18 protein-coding genes and 2 tRNA genes are annotated in these 20,121 nt (G+C 44.4%); 9 read left to right on the forward strand and 11 right to left on the reverse strand.

Annotated elements, in window-relative coordinates:
- Positions 1–10: 10 nt before the first annotated feature.
- The gene (gltX, locus tag G6N79_RS02165; protein WP_103904965.1) at positions 11–1,540 is read right to left on the reverse strand and encodes a glutamate--tRNA ligase; all 1,530 of its coding nucleotides are present in this window, start codon (positions 1,538–1,540) and stop codon (positions 11–13) included.
- Positions 1,541–1,618: 78 nt separating this feature from the next.
- Between gltX and G6N79_RS02170 the strand changes: the two genes are divergently transcribed.
- From G6N79_RS02170 to G6N79_RS02190, 5 genes are all read left to right on the forward strand, one after another.
- Positions 1,619–2,851 (forward strand): sensor histidine kinase, encoded by a 1,233-nt coding sequence (locus G6N79_RS02170; RefSeq protein ID WP_103904966.1) that lies wholly within the window; start codon positions 1,619–1,621, stop codon positions 2,849–2,851.
- A complete protein-coding gene (locus tag G6N79_RS02175) occupies positions 2,832–3,368 on the forward strand; it encodes a DinB family protein (RefSeq protein WP_103904967.1) in 537 nt (178 codons plus the stop codon). Before G6N79_RS02170 ends, G6N79_RS02175 begins: the two co-directional genes overlap by 20 nt.
- Entirely contained in the window at positions 3,358–3,786 is a 429-nt protein-coding gene (locus G6N79_RS02180; RefSeq protein ID WP_103904968.1) for a hotdog fold thioesterase, read from the forward strand. Before G6N79_RS02175 ends, G6N79_RS02180 begins: the two co-directional genes overlap by 11 nt.
- A gap of 208 nt (positions 3,787–3,994) precedes the next feature.
- The gene (locus G6N79_RS02185; protein WP_103904969.1) at positions 3,995–5,260 is read left to right on the forward strand and encodes a sugar MFS transporter; all 1,266 of its coding nucleotides are present in this window, start codon (positions 3,995–3,997) and stop codon (positions 5,258–5,260) included.
- A gap of 97 nt (positions 5,261–5,357) precedes the next feature.
- The gene (locus G6N79_RS02190) at positions 5,358–6,203 is read left to right on the forward strand and encodes a DUF2911 domain-containing protein (protein ID WP_103904970.1); all 846 of its coding nucleotides are present in this window, start codon (positions 5,358–5,360) and stop codon (positions 6,201–6,203) included.
- A gap of 91 nt (positions 6,204–6,294) precedes the next feature.
- Here G6N79_RS02190 and G6N79_RS02195 read toward each other — a convergent pair whose 3' ends face one another.
- The 3 genes from G6N79_RS02195 to cdaA form a co-directional block, all read right to left on the reverse strand.
- On the reverse strand, positions 6,295–9,219 hold the full coding sequence (locus G6N79_RS02195) for an FAD-binding and (Fe-S)-binding domain-containing protein (protein ID WP_103904971.1): 2,925 nt from the start codon (positions 9,217–9,219) through the stop codon (positions 6,295–6,297).
- A gap of 6 nt (positions 9,220–9,225) precedes the next feature.
- Positions 9,226–10,131 carry a DUF1338 domain-containing protein gene (locus G6N79_RS02200; protein ID WP_103904972.1) on the reverse strand — a complete coding sequence of 302 codons (906 nt, stop codon included), beginning with the start codon at positions 10,129–10,131 and terminating at the stop codon, positions 9,226–9,228.
- Positions 10,132–10,234: 103 nt separating this feature from the next.
- Entirely contained in the window at positions 10,235–11,029 is a 795-nt protein-coding gene (gene cdaA / locus G6N79_RS02205; RefSeq protein ID WP_200818745.1) for a diadenylate cyclase CdaA, read from the reverse strand.
- Positions 11,030–11,136: 107 nt separating this feature from the next.
- On the opposite strand from cdaA, the gene G6N79_RS02210 reads away from it, so the two are divergent.
- Positions 11,137–11,853: a pyridoxine 5'-phosphate synthase gene (locus G6N79_RS02210; protein WP_103904973.1), complete on the forward strand. Its 717-nt coding sequence runs from the start codon at positions 11,137–11,139 to the stop codon at positions 11,851–11,853.
- Between the two features lie 85 nt (positions 11,854–11,938).
- Here the strand turns inward: G6N79_RS02210 and lepB are convergent, their stop codons facing one another.
- The 5 genes from lepB to G6N79_RS02235 are packed head-to-tail and all read right to left on the reverse strand — an operon-like array spanning position 11,939 to position 16,616.
- Positions 11,939–13,381, reverse strand: a complete 1,443-nt coding sequence (gene lepB / locus G6N79_RS02215; RefSeq protein ID WP_103904974.1) for a signal peptidase I — start codon at positions 13,379–13,381, stop codon at positions 11,939–11,941.
- A 3-nt stretch (positions 13,382–13,384) separates the two neighbouring features.
- Complete coding sequence (dapB, locus tag G6N79_RS02220) at positions 13,385–14,128, reverse strand: 4-hydroxy-tetrahydrodipicolinate reductase (protein WP_103904975.1); 744 nt, start codon at positions 14,126–14,128, stop codon at positions 13,385–13,387.
- Positions 14,129–14,144: 16 nt separating this feature from the next.
- Complete coding sequence (locus G6N79_RS02225; protein WP_103904976.1) at positions 14,145–14,891, reverse strand: DUF5683 domain-containing protein; 747 nt, start codon at positions 14,889–14,891, stop codon at positions 14,145–14,147.
- A complete protein-coding gene (locus G6N79_RS02230) occupies positions 14,891–15,814 on the reverse strand; it encodes a ParB/RepB/Spo0J family partition protein (protein ID WP_103904977.1) in 924 nt (307 codons plus the stop codon). The genes G6N79_RS02225 and G6N79_RS02230 overlap by 1 nt, the downstream gene beginning before the upstream one ends.
- Position 15,815: 1 nt before the next feature.
- Complete coding sequence (locus tag G6N79_RS02235; protein ID WP_103904978.1) at positions 15,816–16,616, reverse strand: ParA family protein; 801 nt, start codon at positions 16,614–16,616, stop codon at positions 15,816–15,818.
- Between the two features lie 215 nt (positions 16,617–16,831).
- On the opposite strand from G6N79_RS02235, the gene G6N79_RS02240 reads away from it, so the two are divergent.
- The 3 genes from G6N79_RS02240 to G6N79_RS02250 all read left to right on the forward strand — a co-directional run bounded on the left by G6N79_RS02240 (position 16,832) and on the right by G6N79_RS02250 (position 18,795).
- The gene (locus G6N79_RS02240; RefSeq protein WP_103904979.1) at positions 16,832–17,353 is read left to right on the forward strand and encodes an NADPH-dependent FMN reductase; all 522 of its coding nucleotides are present in this window, start codon (positions 16,832–16,834) and stop codon (positions 17,351–17,353) included.
- Positions 17,354–17,476: 123 nt separating this feature from the next.
- Entirely contained in the window at positions 17,477–18,184 is a 708-nt protein-coding gene (locus G6N79_RS02245) for a 3-keto-disaccharide hydrolase (RefSeq protein ID WP_103904980.1), read from the forward strand.
- Between the two features lie 284 nt (positions 18,185–18,468).
- Complete coding sequence (locus tag G6N79_RS02250) at positions 18,469–18,795, forward strand: DUF6686 family protein (RefSeq protein WP_103904981.1); 327 nt, start codon at positions 18,469–18,471, stop codon at positions 18,793–18,795.
- Positions 18,796–19,879: 1,084 nt separating this feature from the next.
- On the opposite strand, the gene G6N79_RS02255 is transcribed toward G6N79_RS02250, so the two are convergent.
- Positions 19,880–19,954, reverse strand: a tRNA-Val gene (locus G6N79_RS02255).
- Between the two features lie 10 nt (positions 19,955–19,964).
- Positions 19,965–20,042 (reverse strand) — tRNA-Val (locus tag G6N79_RS02260).
- Between the last annotated feature and the right edge of the window lie 79 nt (positions 20,043–20,121).

The following is a 20,121-nucleotide window of genomic DNA, read 5'->3' on the forward strand; positions in this document are numbered from 1 at the left end:
GATTTATGTTTTAGGCTTCAAATTGAGGAACGGCCAACTTGATCCGCTCCAACACCTCTGCTTGCCCCAACAGTTCGGCAATCTTGAACACATCCGGTCCAAATTTCCCGCCCACTAACATAATTCGGAACGGCATCATCAATTCGCCCATCTTCATCCCCGATTCAGCGATCAGGTTTTTGAATAGCGGTTCCAAGGTTGCGGCATCCCAAGTCTGTTGTTGGGCAAACACGTCACTGACCTTGGTAAAGAATGATGTCTTATCGGCGTTCCATTTAGGTTTTACGGCATCTACGTCATAGGTTGTTGGTTTCTGGAAGAAGAATGATGATTGCTCCCAAAAATCCTCGATGTAAGTTAACCTTTCTTTCACTAAATCGAGAACGATTCCGACAAAATTTTCATCCTGTTGTTCGACCTGTATGCCATGGCTTTCCAGAACAGCCGCTACCTGCGGTAATAATTCGCTTTCTGGTGCGCGCTTTATCCATTCCTGATTGAACCATTTTGCCTTTTCGAAATCGAATTTTGCACCGGCTTTACTGATTCTGTCGACGGAGAATTTTGCGATCAATTCCTCCAAGGTGAATAATTCCTGATCGGTACCATCGTTCCAGCCCAATACGGCCAACATATTAACGAATGCCTCCGGCAAGAATCCGCGCTCACGGAATCCTGTGGTTAAGTCACCAGTTTTCGGATCGTTCCAGTTCATGGCATATACCGGAAACCCTAAGCGATCGCCATCACGTTTGCTCAACTTTCCATTTCCATCGGGTTTAAGGATCAATGGCAGGTGTGCCCATTCGGGCATCTCCTCTTTCCAGCCCAAATATTCCCATAGGAGAATGTGCACTGGAGCAGAAGGCAACCATTCCTCACCACGGAAGACATGGGAAATGTCCATTGCCTTATCATCCACGACCACAGCAAGGTGGTACGTTGGCATGCCATCGGCTTTGAGCAGGACTTTATCATCTACTAATTTTGTTTCAAAACTTACCCGTCCACGGATCATATCTTCGAATGAGACCACTTCATCTTCCGGCATTTTGATACGGATGGTATGTGGCGCACCACTTTTCAATAGGCGAGCTGTTTCCTCTTCACCTAGGCTTAGTGAATTCCGAAGGTCCATGCGGTTATCATGGGCATACCGGAAATTCGGGTGCTGCTCACGCTGCGCATTCAGTTCTTCTGGAGTATCGAAGGCATAAAAGGCATGTCCTTTTGCTACCAGATCTTCCGCAAAATGGCGGTAAGAGGGCTTGCGCTCACTTTGCCTGTACGGTCCATAATTGCCACCATGCTGCGGGCTTTCATCTGGATTTAACCCACACCATGCCAAACATTCCATGATATACTCTTCGGCACCCGGCACGAAACGTGTCTGGTCTGTATCCTCCACACGCAGGATAAAATCGCCTTGGTGATGTTTAGCAAAAAGATAGTTGAATAGTGCGGTACGAACACCGCCCAAATGTAATCCGCCGGTCGGACTTGGCGCAAAACGGACGCGAACTTTTTTATGTGAACTCATAAGCACAAAACTACGCATTTATTACTTTTCTTTCTCGTAGCAATGGGAAAATGATTATTTTGGTTGACGCGTAACGCTATGAAGCAACATCCTTACCGGTATAATAAACAGCAATGGAAGTTTTTCCTGTTCCTATTTGCAGCCTTGATTGCTGCAGCATCCCTGCTGTATACCAATTATTTGGTGAAGAGTCTGTCGAAATCGGAACGAACCAAAGCGGAAGTCTGGGCCATGAGCACGCAGAGTATCGTCACGATGCCCGATGTGGACGACCAGTTTATCAGCTTTATCTACGCGGTTCGGGATAGTCTCAGCCTTCCGGCAATCATCACCAAGGAAGATGGAACGATTATTTTCTGGCGTGATCTGGACAGCACCAAAACCAACATTCACCCGTCTGCAGTCGACAGCAGTAGCACGCAGGAATATGATCCGGAATACTTCGAGAAGCAGCTTTCAAAAATGAAGAAAGCCCATCCCCCGATCCACATATCCTTGGATACGGGCGAGAAATGGCTGGTTTACTACCAGGACTCTGCTGCCCTAAGCCAATTGCGGATATTTCCTTACTTACAGCTTTCCCTGATTGCGATCTTCTTGATTATTGCCTATACAGTTTTCAACTCCATCCGAGACTCCGAACAGAATCTTGTATGGGTGGGTATGGCGAAAGAGGCTGCCCATCAGCTGGGCACGCCGATCTCATCCATGATGGGCTGGCTGGAGCTGGCCAGGATAACTTATGAGGGACGCGACAACTCGTTGTTGGACGAAATGGAACGGGATGTGAAACGGTTGGAAATCGTTGCAGACAGGTTTTCGAAAATTGGATCTACGCCCTCCCTCTCCAACCATGTCGTGTATAAAATCGTGGAGGAATATGTCAATTATTTCAGTGTTCGGACCAGTAAGCGTATTACATTTGAGATGACCGGAGACCAACAAGTGGAAGCCCAAGTGAATGTACAGGTATTCGACTGGATCATTGAAAACCTCCTCAAAAACGCTGTAAATGCCATCGAAGGTGAGGGTAAGATTACCATTAACATTTCAGAAAACATTGCAAAAGAGGAAATTTTTATAGACATTAGTGACACCGGAAAAGGAATTCCAAGGTCCAATTGGGAGACCATTTTTCAACCAGGATATACCACCAGACAGCGGGGTTGGGGATTAGGATTGAGTCTGACAAAGCGGATGGTATATTACCATAAAGGACAAATTTTCGTTAAAGAATCTGAAATAGGAAAAGGTACTACCTTTCGAATCGTATTAAAAAGTAATTTACGCTATGAACCCACTCAAATCTGATGAATATCCGGCAATCTTCAATGATTACATCGAAACCGTCACGGGCGATGTGATGGAAGAACTGCAGGAACAGATCGACACTTTCCCCGAATTAATTGCGAGTATCCCCGAAGAGTTGGGTACGTATGCTTATGCAGAAGATAAATGGTCGGTAAAGGAGGTCCTTTGCCATATCGTTGATGCAGAACGCATCATGACCTACCGGGCCTTACGCTTCGGCAGGAATGACATGACCGCATTGGCATCCTTTGAACAGGATGAGTTCGTGATCAATGGTCGCCATAATGAGCGTAAATTGGCGGATATCGCAGAAGAGTTCGTCCACCTGCGCAAGGCGAACATGCACCTGTTCAAATCTTTTGATGAAACAGAGCTTGCCCGTAAAGGGATGGCTTCCGATCGGTTGATTTCCGTTAGGGCACTTCTATACATCATTGCAGGTCACCTCAACCACCATGTTATTATCCTGAAAGCCCGTTATTTAAAAGATCAAAAGTTGATAAACGATGTGGTATAAGGAATATACGTTAGAAGAAGTCAATAAGATCTTTGCGATCAACATGACCGGTTTCCTGGATATCAAAGCAGTTTCGATTACACCGGACGCCCTTGTTGCGGAAATGCCGGTTACTGAAAAAGTAAAACAGCCATTTGGTATCTTACATGGTGGGGCATCTGTCGTGCTGGCGGAATCCGTAGGTAGTGTTGCCTCCCATATGTTGGTCGATTCGGAAGTCTGGGCCGCGGTTGGATTGGAAATAAATGCCAACCACATCCGTCCGGTAACAAAGGGCGTGGTGCGCGGAACATGCAAGCCTCTGCATATTGGAAAAACCACCCACGTGTGGGATATTCAGATCCATGATGAACGCAATAAATTGGTCTGCGTTTCCCGCCTGACCATGGCCATCATCAAAAAACCGAAGCTCGCTTAAAACAATATTCAACTATACGTGTTCATAAAAAACCATAAATATTATGGTATTATGATACGGTTTAGGTTTGAGAGAGACGTTGCTAAAACGATGTCTCTCTTTTTTATGCCCGCATGCAAACGGTTGATTGACATTTTAACCTTTAAAATATGGAAATATTTTATTAGCCTTGTGATTACCTTAAATTAATATTTGACACATCAAATTTATGACCACGCAGAATAATCAATCCACTGTAGGGCCTATGATCATCATTGGCTCGTTATTCTTTATCTTCGGGTTCGCCACTTGGCTTAACTCCTTATTAATCCCTTATTTACGAATCGCCTGTGAGCTGACAGAGGTACAATCCTACTTCGTTACGTTCGCCTTCTATATCGCATATTTAGTGATGGCACCGGTATCCACTTGGGTACTGAACAGGTTTGGATTTAAGAACGGGATGGCTGTTTCCTTGGGGATTATGGCGGTTGGAGCGTTATTGTTTATTCCTGCGGCATATTCACGAACATATTTGCTTTTCTTAGTCGGTCTCTTTATCATGGGTGGTGGATTAGCCATTCTACAGACGGCTTCCAATCCGTACATCACGATCCTTGGTCCTGTGGAAACGGCAGCACGCCGGATCAGTATCATGGGTATCTGTAATAAGTTTGCGGGTGCCTTAGCGCCTATCATCCTGGGTTTCTTCCTGAAATTGGACGAAGCCGATAAGGTTAAGGAACAATTGGCAACCATGAGCCTCGAAGAGAAGAGTCTAGCCTTGGACAATATCGCCCTGAAAGTGGTCAATCCATACATCGGTATTGTTGTCGTGCTGGTACTGTTGGGTGTCTGGATTTCAAAATCCAATCTACCTGAAGTGAAGGGTGATGAGGAAGAAGACCAAGAACACCATAACCTGACAGAAACGAAGCACTCCATTTTTGATTTCCCGCACGTATTGCTTGGTTTCATCGCGTTATTCGCGTATGTGGGTGTTGAAGTATTGGCAGGAGATACCATTATTGCCTACGGTACCTTCTTGGGTATCCCGTTGGCAGACGCCAAGTTCTTCACGTCATTCACCATGGCATCCATGGTATTCGGTTATATCATCGGTATCATTGCGATCCCAAAATACCTATCCCAAGAAACGGCATTGAAAGCTTGTGCCATCCTGGGGATTTTGCTAACCGTAGGTATCGTGTTTACCGACGGTATGGTTTCCTTGGCTTTGGTAGGTCTATTGGGTCTGGCGAATTCACTGGTATGGCCGGCAATTTGGCCATTGGCATTGAAAGGTGTAGGTAAATTCACGAGTGCCGCATCAGGGATCTTGGTGATGGGTATTGCCGGTGGGGCAGTTATCCCGTTGTTATACGGCTGGTTATCCCACTCCGTTGGAGCACACCAAGCCTATTGGATCGCGTTACCATGTTACTTATTTATCCTTTATTATGCCGTATCAGGACATAAGGTCCGTAAGCATTAAAAAGGCATGATCAAGAATATTAAATGGAGTTAGGCGACTGACTCCATTTTCTTTTTTGGCCTTTTTTCTTATCTTCGATAATTCTATTTAAAAGATTATGAAAAAATTAGCATTAACTATCCTGGTTGTGGCAGGATTAATCTTCAGCAGTAATCAGGCTGAAGCTCAATTAAAATTACCACAATCAAGTAGCACCCAATTTATCATTCAGGATTTAGGTATTGAACAGGTCAGCGTAATCTATCAGCGTCCAAGTGCAAAAGGTAGAACGATTTTTGGCGACCTAGTTCCTTATGGACAGATTTGGCGCACGGGAGCAAATAATGCAACAAATATCACTTTCCAATCAGAAGTAATGATTGAAGGGCAGAAACTAGATTCAGGTACATACGCCCTATTCACGTTGCCAACCAAAGATGAATGGACGATCATCTTCAATAAAAACGCGAAACAGTGGGGTGCCTATACCTACGATAAGGCGGACGATGTTCTTCGCATCAAAGTAAAACCAACAGAATTGCCTACGCATGTAGAAACCTTCACGATTGGGTTTGAGGATGTTCACGAGCAGACCATGGACATGACCTTAAGCTGGGAGAAAACTAAAGTGAAATTCAATATTACCGTAGATCAGAAAGCAGAGATCATTGCCAGCATTGAGGAAGCCATGAAAGGCGAGAAAAAGCCTTATTTCAATGCCGCTATGTATTATTACAATAACGACGTGGACATTGCAAAAGCTGCGGAATGGATGAAAATTGCCGATAAGGGCAATACCAAAGCTCCACACGTGAAATACTGGAAAGCATTGATCCTAGCAAAGGCTGGGGATACAGCTGGCGCGTTAAAAGCTGCAGAAGAGGGCTTGGCCATGGCGAAAAAGCAAAACCATACCGAGTACATCAAATTGATTACGGAAGCTATAGCGACTATCAAAAAATAAGAACATTGCAATAAAAATAAAACAGAAAATCCTGATCGATTGATCAGGATTTTCTGTTTTATACCGGTTATATCTTTGATCTGTCCGTTTCTCAGCCCTTTAATGCCTTCCATAGGATTTCTATCGGATGCTGGGCGATGACTCCTGTACCGTCCTTTATTTGATGCCTACAGCTTGACCCAGGAGCTGCTACAATGGTAGTATCTGCCTTCCCCCGTACTGCGGGAAAAAGCACCAGCTCTCCGATCTGTTGGGAAAGTGCATAATGCTCCTTTTCATAGCCAAAGGATCCCGCCATACCGCAACAACCCGAAGGAATCTGTTTAACGTTGTAATTCGATGGAATCCCCAACACCTTGGAAACCGTCGGCAGCAGCCCCCAGGCTTTCTGTTGGCAGTGCCCATGTAAGAGGATATCCTGGGCTTGATCATCAAATTGTGCAGAGGATATATGCCCCTGTTCGAACTCCTGCAAGATGTATTCCTCAAAGGTCACCGCCAGAGGGGCGATGCGTTCAGCATCGGCCAGGAGATGATCATCCACAAGGTCTACATATTCATCGCGGAAGGTCAATATCGTCGATGGTTCGACAGCCAACAATTGGGTATCCTTATCCAGTCGATCACGAAAGATTTCTACATTTTTATTGGCCAGCTTTTTTGCGTCCCGAAGCAATCCTTTTGAAATCAATGCCCGCCCAGAAAAAGCATGGGGTACCATGAGTACCTCATATCCCAGACGCTCCAAGAGCAAGATTGCCTTCTTGCCAAGTTCCACCTCATTGAAGTTGGTGAACTCGTCGCAGAAAAAATAAACCGACTTGATGGCTTTCCTATTACCGACAAATGGCTTATCCTTTTGTTGGAACCATTTTCGGAGGGTAGTGGATGCTATTTTGGGGATTTCGCGCTCCGGCGCAAAACCCAATATGTTCTTGACCAGACGACTCGTGTACTTATTGCCTGCGACTACATTGTACAGTCCAGCAATCGGCTGCATCAATTTGGTCATCGCATCCACATGTCCGATCATGCGCGATCGGAAAGGAACACCATGACTATCGTAATACCCCTGAAGGAATTCTGCTTTCAACTTTGCCATATCCACGGAGGAAGGGCATTCCGATTTGCAGGCTTTACAACTCAAGCAGAGGTCCATGACTTCCTTGATTTCCTGATGGTCAAATGGGTTCGCTTTCTCAGAGTTGGTCAACATCTCCCGCAGGATGTTGGCGCGGGCCCGTGTCGTGTCCTTTTCGTTTTTCGTTGCCATATACGAGGGACACATGGTTCCACCCGACAGGTGCGACTTTCGGCAGTCTCCGGATCCATTGCATTGTTCGGCATGCTGCAGCACGGTTTGAGGTCCATAACGGAACACGGTCTTTATCGTTCTTTCCTGTTGCCCGGGTTTATAGCGCAGGAACGTATTCATCGCTGGAGTATCCACGATCTTTCCCGGATTGAAGATCCCCAAGGGATCCCAGGTTTTTTTAATTTCTTTTAACAGCGCATAGTTGTGGTCCCCAATCATTAGCGGGATAAATTCTCCACGCAACCTCCCATCGCCATGTTCACCGCTCAGGGATCCTTTATATTTCTTTACCAGATGGGCAATCTCTAGCGCAATTTCCCGAAACAGCTCATTTCCCTCCTGTGTTTTTAGGTTAATGATCGGGCGCAAATGCAACTCGCCTGTTGCGGCATGGGCATAATGCACCGCATACAGTTTATATTTTTCTAAAATGATATTAAAATCGGCAATATAGGCTGGTAAGTCGGCCACATCAACTGCTGTATCTTCAATCACCGCCACGGGTTTATCATCGCCTGGCACATTACTCAGCAAGCCCAGACCGGCTTTTCGCAAATCCCAAACGTTCTTTTTGGCCGCCCCCAATACCAATGGAAAATGATACCCTATGCCATGGGCAAGAAGATCTGCTTCAACCTCGGCCACCTTGGCTCGGATGGCTGCTTCATCCACCCCATCATATTCGGCAATTAGAATGGCCTGGGGCTCCCCCGATACGAAAAATCGGTTCTTGGATTGTTCCAGGTTATCTTTCGTGCGCTCCAAGATATAATGGTCCATCAACTCACTCACCAACGGTTTATGTTTGAGGACAATCAAGTTTCCCTGCAAAGCGTCTTTCAGCGTATGGAAATGCACGCACAGCAAACCACTAGGTAGCGAAGGCAACGGGTCGACATGCAGTTTTATTTCGGTAATGAAGGCAAGTGTACCTTCCGAACCACAAATCAGTTTACAGAAGTTAAAAGGTTCCTTTCCGGCCGTAAATGGGTCAGTTTCCAATAAGAGGTCGATGGCATAGCCCGTATTTCGGCGATGAACGGAAGGTTTCGGAAAATGTGCTCGGATTTCTTCCTGATTCCGGTAGTTGCTCAATAGGCTACGGCATTGTTTATACAGCTGCCCTTCCAGGTCACCCTGGTTACATTTGCGATCGAACTCGTCATACGTCAGCGCTTTGAAGGTTACCTCGGAGCCATCGCTCAATAGGGCTTGCACCTCAATGGTATGCTCTCTTGCGCTTCCGTAGATCAACGAATTGGAACCGCAGCTGTTATTGCCGACCATCCCACCGATCATGGCGCGATTGGCCGTTGAAGTCTCCGGGCCGAAGTATAAGCGGTGAGGTTTGAGGAACATATTGAGTTCATCCCGGATGACGCCAGGTTGAACGCGTACCCAAGACGCTTCCTCGTTTACCTCGAGAATCTCCGTAAAATATTTGGACACATCGACCACAATACCGGCACCCACCACCTGTCCGGCCAAGGAGGTGCCAGCAGTCCGTGGAATCAGGGAAGTACCATTCGTCCGGGCAAAGTCGATTAACACGCGTAGGTCATGCTTATCACGGGGGTAAGCAACAGCCAATGGCAGCTCCCGATAAGCGGATGCGTCCGTTGCATACAGCAGACGCATCTTCTCATCCCAGAACAGCTCGCCATGCAATTCTTCCGAAAGCAGGAGCAATTGCTCTTCCATAAGGTATTATCCTTTTATTTGTGAGGTATATGTACTTTCAAAAATCTTATCCGCATTGTTGGTCTCGAAACCATCTCTACGGTGTTCCCTTTTGATTTGATCTTTTGGAAGATCCTTAAAGGCAGGAAGGACGCTACGCTCGGCAAATTCTACATAGCTTCCGGCAATTTCCAACGTCTTCCCATCCGCAAATTTCGCATCATATAAAGCCGATACGGTACTACTCTGCCGCAACAGCCCATCATCACTGGTTTTGATCTTCCCGCCAGAAGTATTCAGTTTCACGCCGATACTTTCCAAAAAGGCATTAAATTCTTCCAAAGTGTTATATCCGTCTTTCAGTTCGTGGATACTGATGGTATAATGATTCAAATAATAGCGGTTATAGATTACCCAAGCTGCATATTCACTTTCAGCGAGGAGGGTTTCATATTCCGCGGAAGTTGGCAAATCCCAAAGGGGTTTCTGCAGGAATGCAGCCACTTCAACGCCATTTTTCAGATCCAGCGCATCAACAGGGTCCGTGGTAATGCCCGCAGTATATTTTTGGATGATATCCTGCGCAGCCTGACTCAGCTCGGACACACGCAATTCAGAGACGAAAATCCTAGGGTATTCGTCGGAAGGTGGAGCGAACCAATAGGCATCCAGTTTCTTTCCTTCGAAATAGTAATAATCCATTTTTTTATAGCCAAAAGACAGGAAGATTTTCTCAAAGGATTTGATTCCAAGGTTGGGAACCCCCAAAGTCCTGAAGGCAATATGGTCATTGACGATATCAGCCTGCGCAGAAACAACGCCACGCTCCAATAACGCCTTTGTAATTTTATCTACATCCGAAACATTTTTACGGTAATGCTCGAACAGGTCGTTCAGCACGATATCGATGGGTTTTTGTTCGTCGAAATGCATAGCGAAAATTTAGTGTTATAATTTGAATAAAGTTATCTAAAATTTATCAAACAAGAACAATTGTTCAATAAAAATACAGATAATAAAAATATTATTCAGCAAACTACAATTCTTCGGCAAGAATCTTCTCCAACTCTTCTGCTGTGAGGTTCATATTGATATTTCCATCTTTGGCAAAAGATATCTCGCCGGTTTCCTCCGACACAATAACTGCAACCGCTTCGGAGACTTCCGTTACGCCAATGGCTGCCCGATGGCGCAGACCGAACTGCGGGGGAAGATCCTCACTGTCCGAAAGTGGAAGCACGGAGCTTGCCGTCATAATGCGATTGTCCACAACGATCACAGCCCCATCATGCAAAGGCGAATTCTTGAAGAAGATGGTCTCCAATAAGCGCTTGGATATGGGTGCATCGATGATTGTACCACTCGTTTGGTAATATTCCTCATCAAAATAACGAGAGAACACCAATAAAGCCCCAGTTTTTGATTTGGACATGTTCTGGCAGGCCTCTACAATGGGCTTTATAAACTCTGAATTGTCTTTGTGAGTAGATTTCTTGGCACCGAATATGGTCCAGAAGAACTTTTTCCGACGTAGGGAAATATTCTTACCGATATGCAGCAAGAACCGCCGGATTTCCTGCTGGAACACCACGATCAAAGCAATCGACCCGACGGAGATAAATCCGCCGAAAATCTCCGTCAGCAGGCGCATCTCCATCTGCTTAACGACCAGGTATATGCCATAGAATAGACCCACCCCAATCAGGATATTCACGGCTATAGTACCCTTGATCAGGCTATAAACGTAATATATGATAATTGCCACCAGCAATATATCGATGAAATCAAGCAACCTGAAGCCACTTAAGAGATTGAAGTCCAGACCATCCATATGTGTTGCAATTTAAAAAATTTTATCCATTGCTGCGTGCATTTAAAATGATAAAATGATGGGAATATGGACAGCTAAAACCTTAGATTTGTAAAAAAGGCTAGAATATGACCAAACTATCTGTAAATATCAACAAGATTGCCACCCTGCGGAACTCCCGTGGTGGAAATGTTCCCAATGTATTATCGGCAGCTTTGGCGTGTGAACGCTTCGGCGCTGAAGGCATCACCGTACACCCACGTCCGGATGAAAGACATATCCGTTACCAGGATGTATACGACCTCAAGGCCAATATTGCTACGGAATTCAATATCGAAGGGAATTGCCGGGAACAGAAATTTGTGGATTTGGTGTTGGCGAACAACCCGACACAAGTGACATTGGTACCGGATGAATTAGGACAGATCACATCCAATCATGGATGGGACACGATCAAATACAAGGATTACCTCACAGATATGGTCAAGTTATTCCAAGGGCAGGGAATCCGTGTTTCCATCTTTGTGGATCCGGTAGAAGACATGGTGGAAGGAGCTGCAGAAACTGGAACGGACCGTATCGAACTCTATACCGAAGCGTATGCTGCTGAATTTACGGCCAACAAGGAAGCAGCCATTGCACCGTACATCAAGGCGGCAGAGAAAGCACAGGAAGTCGGCTTGGGTCTGAATGCAGGGCACGATCTGGACTTAAATAACCTGCAATATTTCCAACAGCACATCCCCGGATTATTGGAAGTCAGCATTGGCCACGCGCTGATTGCCGATGCCCTCTATTTGGGATTGGAAGAGACGATCAAGCGCTATTTGGCGGCATTGAAATAAGGCTGCGAAAAGCATCAAAGGCATACTATAAAAAAAAGCGATCAAGAATTAGTTCTTGATCGCTCTTTTTATGGCATGGGGAATGTTATCGGATTCCCCTGAATATTCTATTCCATCTGATCTTGGTCAGGAAGGAACCATCTTCGTCCCAACTCAACCAGGTAAATAACGCTTTCCCTACAATATGGTCTTCAGGGACAAAACCCCATCCTCTTGAATCCAGGGAATTATGTCTGTTGTCCCCCATCATCCAGTAATAATCCATTTTGAAGGTATAGCTATCCGTTTTTAGACCGTTGATATAATATCCATCTTGACGCTGTTCAAAGTTATTCCCTTCATATACCGTAATGGCACGTTGGTAAAGTGGCACATTCAAGCTATCCAATTTTACGGTCCAGCCTTTTTTAGGCACTTGAATAGGTCCAAAATTATCGTAGTTCCAAATGATTCCATTTTCATAGAATGGGAATGCTCTGAAGTTCGGGTTGTTATCTCCTGGTTCGAAGATAATCTCACGTACTTCTTTAACACTTGCCCAGGATTTGATTTCTGCGGCTTCTCCTTTGGTCATGTGCATACCGTAGATCCCTTCGCTTGGATTTGTATATAACGGATCCAACTCCACACGCATATCCAACAGCTTTTGCAGGTTCAGTCCATTGGGATCTGTGAATACCTGATAGTTCGTTTGGAAATCATCATCTTCAAATGCTGGTTTACCATTTACAAAAAGCTTGGTGCGTTCCATGGAAACAATATCTCCAGGCATCCCTACACAGCGCTTGATGTAATTTTCACGCTTGTCCACTGGTCTGTTATAAGGTTCATCCGCTTCCACAGGGTAGTTAAATACGACCACATCGTTGCGTTTGATTTCCTGGAATCCAGGGAGACGTTTATAAGGGACCTTAATAATTTCCGAATATGCTTTTCCACCGGTCACCGGCATGGTATGGTGTGCGAAAGGGAAAGCGATTGGGGTCATCGGGATGCGCGGTCCATAGTTCAATTTACTCACGAACAGGAAGTCACCCACCAATAAGCTTCTTTCCATCGATCCCGTTGGGATCATGTAGGCTTCGATCAGGAAACCACGGATAAGGGTAGCGGCAACTGTTGCGAAAATGATCGCATCTGCCCATTCGCGGCCTACTGATTTCTTATACGGATATTTCTTCTTGAACTCCTCTGTGGTGGATTGCCCAAGGTATTTCACATTAGGATCCCTACCCCACATCGGCAAGACGATAAAAGGCACCAAAACGGCAGCGGCATTTTCCCAAAACCGACGTTTACCAAAAGCCTTGATCAGATTCAGGTATAAATCGTAAAAGATAAATATATTGACGATCGGCACAAAGAGCCAGACGATCCACCACGTAGGTCTTCCAACCAGTTGGGCCATGACATATTGTGCATAAAACGGAACAATAGCCTCCCAACCTTGCCTACCGGCTTTCTTATACAATAAAAACAGTCCGTAAAGCGAACCTATGATGTATATGGCTAAAATGATATACCACATATTTTACTTATTAAAATCAAACATTTCTGTCACCTGGAAAAAGCCCTTTTTCCCTAAGAGCCATTCCGCAGCAATAACCGCACCTAAAGCAAATCCCTCCCGACTATGGGCGGTATGCTTAAATTCAATCTGGTCCACCTCAGAGCTGTAAAGAACAGTATGCGTGCCTGGCACTTCTTCGATGCGCAAGCTTTCGATTAAGAGTTCATTCGGTTTTGGAATCACTTCCTCTCCGGATCCCTCCACGCTGTTCACCCAGCTTTGTTTTGCCGGAATATGCTCAAGGATACCTTCGGCAATGGTAATAGCCGTGCCGCTTGGTGCATCTAATTTATGGATATGGTGAATTTCCTCCACCTGTACGTCATACTGCTTATAGGGTTCAATTGCTTTCGCCAACATCTTGTTGATATGGAAAAAAATATTGACCCCGATACTGAAATTAGAACCATACAATAAGGATTGATTGGCTTCTAAACAGGTTTCTTTCACTTCTTCCAGATGTTCATACCATCCGGTGGTACCGACAACCAGAGGTAGATCTGCCTCAAAACATAGGCTGATATTCTCCAATGCCGCATTCGGTGTACTGAAATCAATGGCGATATCAGCATCTTCCAGGTCGTCCACCTGGATGCTGCTTCGGTTTTGTTCATCAACAATCAAAACGACCTCATGCCCTCTTTTCATGGCAAATCGCTCGATTAACTGTCCCATTTTTCCGTAACCCAATAAAACGATCTTCATATAGTTAATTGGTTAATTATCTGATTTTAAAAGTCATCTTTACGCCAGGCGTAACGAAACTTGTCCCGGAAAACATGCCTGTTCCGGGAGTATATGCGTAATTCGGCATTAATGTAGGCGATATCTTGAAGCTTAAATCGTTGCTGATATTCCAACGGTTCTTCAAAATGGAATCCACGTAGGCTTCCACCACATTCAATCCATACCAGCCTACGGTCACCAAGATGGTTAGATCTCGATTCCGACGGCCGTAGTCTTTCTGGGCAATTAATCCTTGATCGGACCAGTTAGTCTCGAACCCAAGCGGGCCACTGGACGGCTGCCCGAATTCCTCTCGATATTTCAACTCATCCAGGAACATGTTATAGTACCAGTTCCAATAATCAAAGGTAAGATAAGCTGCCACAAACCCACCATAGATAATCGGTGTCTTTACCCACCAGATCCCACCATTTGTATACTGCCCCCAGCCTGGAAGGATCAAAGATCTTTTCCAAGCGACGCGGGATAACCGTTCGATTTCCAGTCGGGTGGAATCCTTTAGGATATCCTTATAGTAATATTTTTCACGCTCTTTCTCCGCTTTTTTTCGGGCCCTGCGTTCAGCACGCGTTTCCTTGCGTGTGGTATCTTGGGCATCCCCTGCTTTTAGGGAGTCCTGAAGCTGCACCATTTTGGTGGAGTCTGGAATGGTGTCTTTTACCTGTCCCATGGCACCTGTAAAAAGCAACATCAATCCGAAGAGCAGTCCTAACTTATGCATTACCAATCCAGCAATTCTAAAATACGGCTTAGATCATCTTCAGAGTCAAATGGAATCTCGATCGCACCTTTGCCCTTGTTGGTTTTCACGTTCAATTTCACGCGGGTAGCGAATTTAGAGGCCAAGTCATCCTCAATTTTCTGATATTGGAAGGTTAGCGGAGTTTCCTTCTTCGCCCCTTTCTGTTTTTTATCTCTTGCTTGCTGTACCTCACGTACCAGCTCCTCTGCTTTACGTACGGAGAGCCCCTTTTCTACGATTTCCTTGAAGATGAACAATTGTTTTTCCACTTCACCGACATTGATCAGTGCACGGGCATGGCCCATGGTCAGATCTCCATCGCGGATGGCGGCTTGAATAACAGGAGGTAATTTTAATAGACGCAGGTAATTTGTCACCGTCGAGCGGTTCTTGCTAACCCTGTCGCCCAGTTCTTCTTGTTTGAGGGAGCATTCCTCGATCATGCGTTGGAAGCTGAGGGCAATCTCGATCGCATTCAAGTTTTCACGTTGAATATTTTCGATCAGGGCCATCTCCAACATCTGTTGGTCGTTTGCCGTACGCACATAGGCAGGGATCTCGGTGATACCTGCTAATTTGGATGCCCGCAAACGGCGCTCACCACTAATCAATTGATATTCGTTCTTGCCGATTTGGCGAACGGTAATGGGCTGGATAAGCCCTTGTAATTCGATAGACTCAGAAAGTTCACGCAATGCCTGCTCATCAAAATCCGTCCGAGGTTGGAAGGGGTTGATGGAAACTTGATCTATTTTTATAAAGTTGATACTTCCAGCCGGTGAGCTGGACGTCTTAGCTACAGGAGTTTCGGCAGTTTGGCCTTTTGGCGTTTCGACTACTTCTTGCTGAAGCAATGCACCTAAACCTTTCCCCAATCCTGTTTTCCGCTGTTGTGCTGCCATACTATACTGTTACTGTTTCCTTATTGTTCTCTTTTAATAGTCCGTTCTTTTCTAATATTTCACGTGCTAAATTTAAGTAATTCACGGCGCCTTTGCATGATGCATCATGCATAATGACAGAAACACCGAAGCTTGGGGCTTCACTCAAGCGTGTATTCCGCTGAATAATGGTATCGAAAACCAGGTCATTGAAATGCGTCCGTACCTCTTCAACCACTTGGTTGGATAGACGTAGGCGAACATCGTACATTGTCAATAGAATGCCTTCGATTTCCAGATCCGTATTCAAGCGGGTCTGTACGATTTTGATGGTATTCAACAATTTACCCAGACCTTCCAAGGCAAAATATTCACATTGAACCGGAATAATGACCGAATCGGATGCCGTCAATGCGTTGATGGTAATCAATCCAAGGGATGGGGAACAGTCGATGATAATAAAATCATACGCATCCTTCACCTCATCCAATAGACGCTTCATTTTATACTCACGTTCTTCGAGGTTGATCATTTCAATCTCTGCACCCACAAGGTCAATATGCGCTGGGAGCAGGTCAAGATTTGGTGTATCCGTTTGTTGAATCGCTTCGCGGGCTGTCACATCATTCACTAAGCATTCATAGATACTTGTCTTGATCCCACGAGGATCAAAACCAATGCCCGAAGTGGAGTTTGCCTGCGGATCTGCATCGACAAGCAATGTTTTATATTCCAGGACAGCTAAACTAGCTGCTAGATTGATGGAGGTCGTCGTTTTACCTACTCCTCCCTTTTGATTGGCTATGGCAATAATCTTTCCCATGGTACTTCCTCAGATTTTGAAAATAATTTCAAGTCGGCAATATTCTAATCAATTTGCAAATTAACAACCATCCACGAGATATGATACTTAAATGATGTTAAATTTATTAATTTTGGAGCTTATCCAAATCCGCCAACTCAGGATGCTAAGATACAAAAAATAGCATTAGGTATGGAGGTCCAACAGTATTGGTTTTCGTAAGTTACATTTAAACAATGAATTTAATTATCTCAGGCACAAATAGAAAACATTCCAATTCACTAAAGGTTGCGAAATTTTATCAGAAAGAATTTCGTAACCGTGGGGAGGAGTTCGAGATCCTTTCCCTGGAGGATCTACCTGCAGATATTATCAACACGGACCTCTATGGAAAGAGAAGCCCTGAATTTGCCGAAATTCAACAAATGGTATCGGAAGCCAAGAAGTTTGTCTTCATTATACCCGAATACAACGGCTCCTATCCCGGGGTGCTGAAAGTGTTTGTGGATGCATGCGCCTTTCCTGCCTCTTTTTTCCACAAAAAGGCTGCCCTGGTCGGACTATCCACAGGAAAATACGGAAACATCCGTGGAGTCGACCATTTCACCGGCGTATGTAACTATGTACGTCTGCATGTCCTCCCCTTAAAGATCCATATCCCACTGATTCAGAATGAAATTAACCAGGAGGGTGATTTCACAGACCCATTAACTTTGAAATTTATTACCGAACAGATCGAGGAGATTGTTCGCTATTGATCTTTCTAGCGATTTAATTTGTCAAAATTTCTTTACTAAAGGGTTTTAGCATTGTGAAAGCCTGTGAATTGATTTTTTATTTCTACATTTAGTTATTAGAAATAATCAATTAAGCTTTCGAATATGTCAACGCTATTAAACAAATCCTGGCTCTTAGTGCCTTTCCTATTGGTTCTTTCCTGCACCCAATCCACTAACCAATCAAAATCTGAAGGTAATAGGGAATTCTTCAACGGTCAGGATCTGGCAGGATGGCACATCTATAACAAGGGTGCTGCAGAAAGCAAATGGAAAGTAGCGGATGGCGAATTGATCTGTGACCCCACCGCTCCCGGCGAATTTGGCGATATCATCAGCGATCGCGAATATGAGAACTTCGAGCTCGAATTCGAATGGAAAGTAAAGAAGGGTGGCAATAGTGGTGTGTTTATCAATGTAAAAGAGGACAGTACGTATGCTGCAACTTTTGCAACAGGCCTGGAGATGCAACTTCTGGACAATGCGAACGCTGAACACCGTCACCAAATTGACTCCACGCATTGGGCAGGATGTCTCTATTCAGTGGAATGTATCGGCAGCAACTCCAAACCGAATCCTTTTGGCGAATGGAATAAAGGCAAAATCAAACAGCAGAACGGAACAGTTACCTTTTGGCTGAACGATAGGATCACTTTTGAGGATGATGTCAACAGTACAGCATTCAAGAATAAAGTAGCGAACAGCAACATGAAAAACTATCCAGCATTCGGGACATTCCCCAAGGGAAAAATCGCCTTCCAGAATCATACGGATTCCGTAAGTTTTAGGAACATAAGAATTCAAGAACTATAAATATCAACCTATCCACAATTGAAAACGCTGTTGAGCTACGCTTAACAGCGTTTTTTTATGCTATTAAATCTGACGCCTGTTGATTTGCTGATTTTATAATCTAATTGTCATATCAAACAAAAAAGAGGGTTATTATTTATAATCATTCTAAATAAATACTACCTTTAGCCCAAGCAAAAGTAAAAGTTTCAATTATACAAAAGTCCTGTTTACCCACATGGGAAGGCATGTGGGTAAGGCAGGCACAATAGTCCACAGGCACTGTATGCTGCAAAAATTATCCGATGGGAAAATGCCAAATCAAAATCCTCGCGAAAAACGACATGGGCTTCATCAGTATGCCTGCCGGTCAAAATATCATCCATGTTTGTTTCAATAATCTACTCATCAACTTCAGCAAGGAAGATTTCTTTACTTTTCGAAATCTGGTAAAGGACATTTTCGACGACAACAAACCTATCGTATTTCCAGACGGAAAAAACAGAATCTTACTCCATACCCCGTACGAAGGGATCAACTTCTCCTTTGATCAATTTGAAATGTTGGAACTCGTAAAAACGTTGGACGAAGCCTTCTACATGGAAAAAATCTATTCGTACCTCGAGAATTAATTTATTGGTAAGGAGATAGGTAGATATCATCACGTCATTTTATATGCGGGAACAAGGCTAACGCAAATGTTGTGGGCTAGATTTCTAAAATAGTTACACCCCGCTGGGGTTGTATGGGGTTATATCCATTTCATTCTAAAATAGTTACACCCCGCCGGGGTTGTATGGGGTTATATCCATTTCATTCTAAAATAGTTACACCCCGCCGGGGTTGTATGGGGTTATATCCAATTCGTTCTAAAATAGTTACACCCCGCCGGGGTTGTATGGGGTTATATCCATTTCATTCTAAAATAGTTACACCCCTAGCGGGGTTGCATTATGGATATTCGTCTGGAATTGTGATTATGGATATTGGGAAATGGCTTTATAGGAGGGCATATTTTGGACTAATAATTATCAAGGACATCCTAATCCACTGGACAAGCTAGCCGAACAATAATTGCCCATGCGATCATTTACATTAGAAATTTAACACGCCATCCAATCCTGGAGGGGTGTCACTATTTTAGCTCACGAGCAATAATGTTATAGTAACCCCAGAGGGGTGTAACTATTTTGCAAAAACCCCACCAGCTCACGATTTGCCATTTTCATAATTTACATTCCCTCAAAAGCCTGAAAAATCTGCCGTGATTTGGGCACATTGTGGACCTTGTCCGACTCCCGAGCGGGGTGCGTTCGGGGTTCAGGCGAGGTGGGACCGTGCTATAGACACGCTCTCACCACGCTCTCAGTACGCTCTCACCACGCTCTCACCTCAGACAAGGTCCCCGCAGTATGAAATGGAAAAATCAGCATGCTTAACAATTAAAATTTTGATTATAAACATTTTAACTCTAAAAACGACCAAATACCAAACCTAGATTTAACCGCTTATTTCGGGTTGTTACTCTAGCTGATCTGCGTTGACAACGATATGTTATAAAATCATTGGGATAAAGATGAAAATAGCGTGTGATGTACCTTTGGATTTAATATGATACGTTTAGAAGGGTGGACTTTTTCAGCCTGATCCAAAAAAACAATTACTTTGATGGGCAGAAAACGAAAAAAGCACCTGAAATAGGTGCTTTTTTTTGTGTGGAGGCTACAGGATTCGAACCTGTGACCCTCTGCTTGTAAGGCAGATGCTCTGAACCAGCTGAGCTAAGCCTCCTTTTTTATTTTGGTGGAGAATACTGGATTCGAACCAGTGACCCTCTGCTTGTAAGGCAGATGCTCTGAACCAGCTGAGCTAATTCTCCTTTTCGCTGTTGCGGTGTGCAAATATAGGTGTAAAATCTGATTTACAAAATAATTTATCCAGAAAATTCACAATTTTTC

It is taken from the genome of Sphingobacterium lactis, assembly GCF_011046555.1.
In the GTDB taxonomy this organism is placed as follows: domain Bacteria; phylum Bacteroidota; class Bacteroidia; order Sphingobacteriales; family Sphingobacteriaceae; genus Sphingobacterium; species Sphingobacterium lactis.

Coding starts and splice junctions, on each gene's coding strand:
- gltX (WP_103904965.1), bottom strand. CDS start 1,540: ATGAGTTCACATAAAAAAGTTCGCGTCCGTTTTGCGCCAAGTCCGACC.
- G6N79_RS02170 (WP_103904966.1), top strand. CDS start 1,619: ATGAAGCAACATCCTTACCGGTATAATAAACAGCAATGGAAGTTTTTC.
- G6N79_RS02175 (WP_103904967.1), top strand. CDS start 2,832: ATGAACCCACTCAAATCTGATGAATATCCGGCAATCTTCAATGATTAC.
- G6N79_RS02180 (WP_103904968.1), top strand. CDS start 3,358: ATGTGGTATAAGGAATATACGTTAGAAGAAGTCAATAAGATCTTTGCG.
- G6N79_RS02185 (WP_103904969.1), top strand. CDS start 3,995: ATGACCACGCAGAATAATCAATCCACTGTAGGGCCTATGATCATCATT.
- G6N79_RS02190 (WP_103904970.1), top strand. CDS start 5,358: ATGAAAAAATTAGCATTAACTATCCTGGTTGTGGCAGGATTAATCTTC.
- G6N79_RS02195 (WP_103904971.1), bottom strand. CDS start 9,219: ATGGAAGAGCAATTGCTCCTGCTTTCGGAAGAATTGCATGGCGAGCTG.
- G6N79_RS02200 (WP_103904972.1), bottom strand. CDS start 10,131: ATGCATTTCGACGAACAAAAACCCATCGATATCGTGCTGAACGACCTG.
- cdaA (WP_200818745.1), bottom strand. CDS start 11,029: ATGGATGGTCTGGACTTCAATCTCTTAAGTGGCTTCAGGTTGCTTGAT.
- G6N79_RS02210 (WP_103904973.1), top strand. CDS start 11,137: ATGACCAAACTATCTGTAAATATCAACAAGATTGCCACCCTGCGGAAC.
- lepB (WP_103904974.1), bottom strand. CDS start 13,381: ATGTGGTATATCATTTTAGCCATATACATCATAGGTTCGCTTTACGGA.
- dapB (WP_103904975.1), bottom strand. CDS start 14,128: ATGAAGATCGTTTTATTGGGTTACGGAAAAATGGGACAGTTAATCGAG.
- G6N79_RS02225 (WP_103904976.1), bottom strand. CDS start 14,891: ATGCATAAGTTAGGACTGCTCTTCGGATTGATGTTGCTTTTTACAGGT.
- G6N79_RS02230 (WP_103904977.1), bottom strand. CDS start 15,814: ATGGCAGCACAACAGCGGAAAACAGGATTGGGGAAAGGTTTAGGTGCA.
- G6N79_RS02235 (WP_103904978.1), bottom strand. CDS start 16,616: ATGGGAAAGATTATTGCCATAGCCAATCAAAAGGGAGGAGTAGGTAAA.
- G6N79_RS02240 (WP_103904979.1), top strand. CDS start 16,832: ATGAATTTAATTATCTCAGGCACAAATAGAAAACATTCCAATTCACTA.
- G6N79_RS02245 (WP_103904980.1), top strand. CDS start 17,477: ATGTCAACGCTATTAAACAAATCCTGGCTCTTAGTGCCTTTCCTATTG.
- G6N79_RS02250 (WP_103904981.1), top strand. CDS start 18,469: ATGGGAAAATGCCAAATCAAAATCCTCGCGAAAAACGACATGGGCTTC.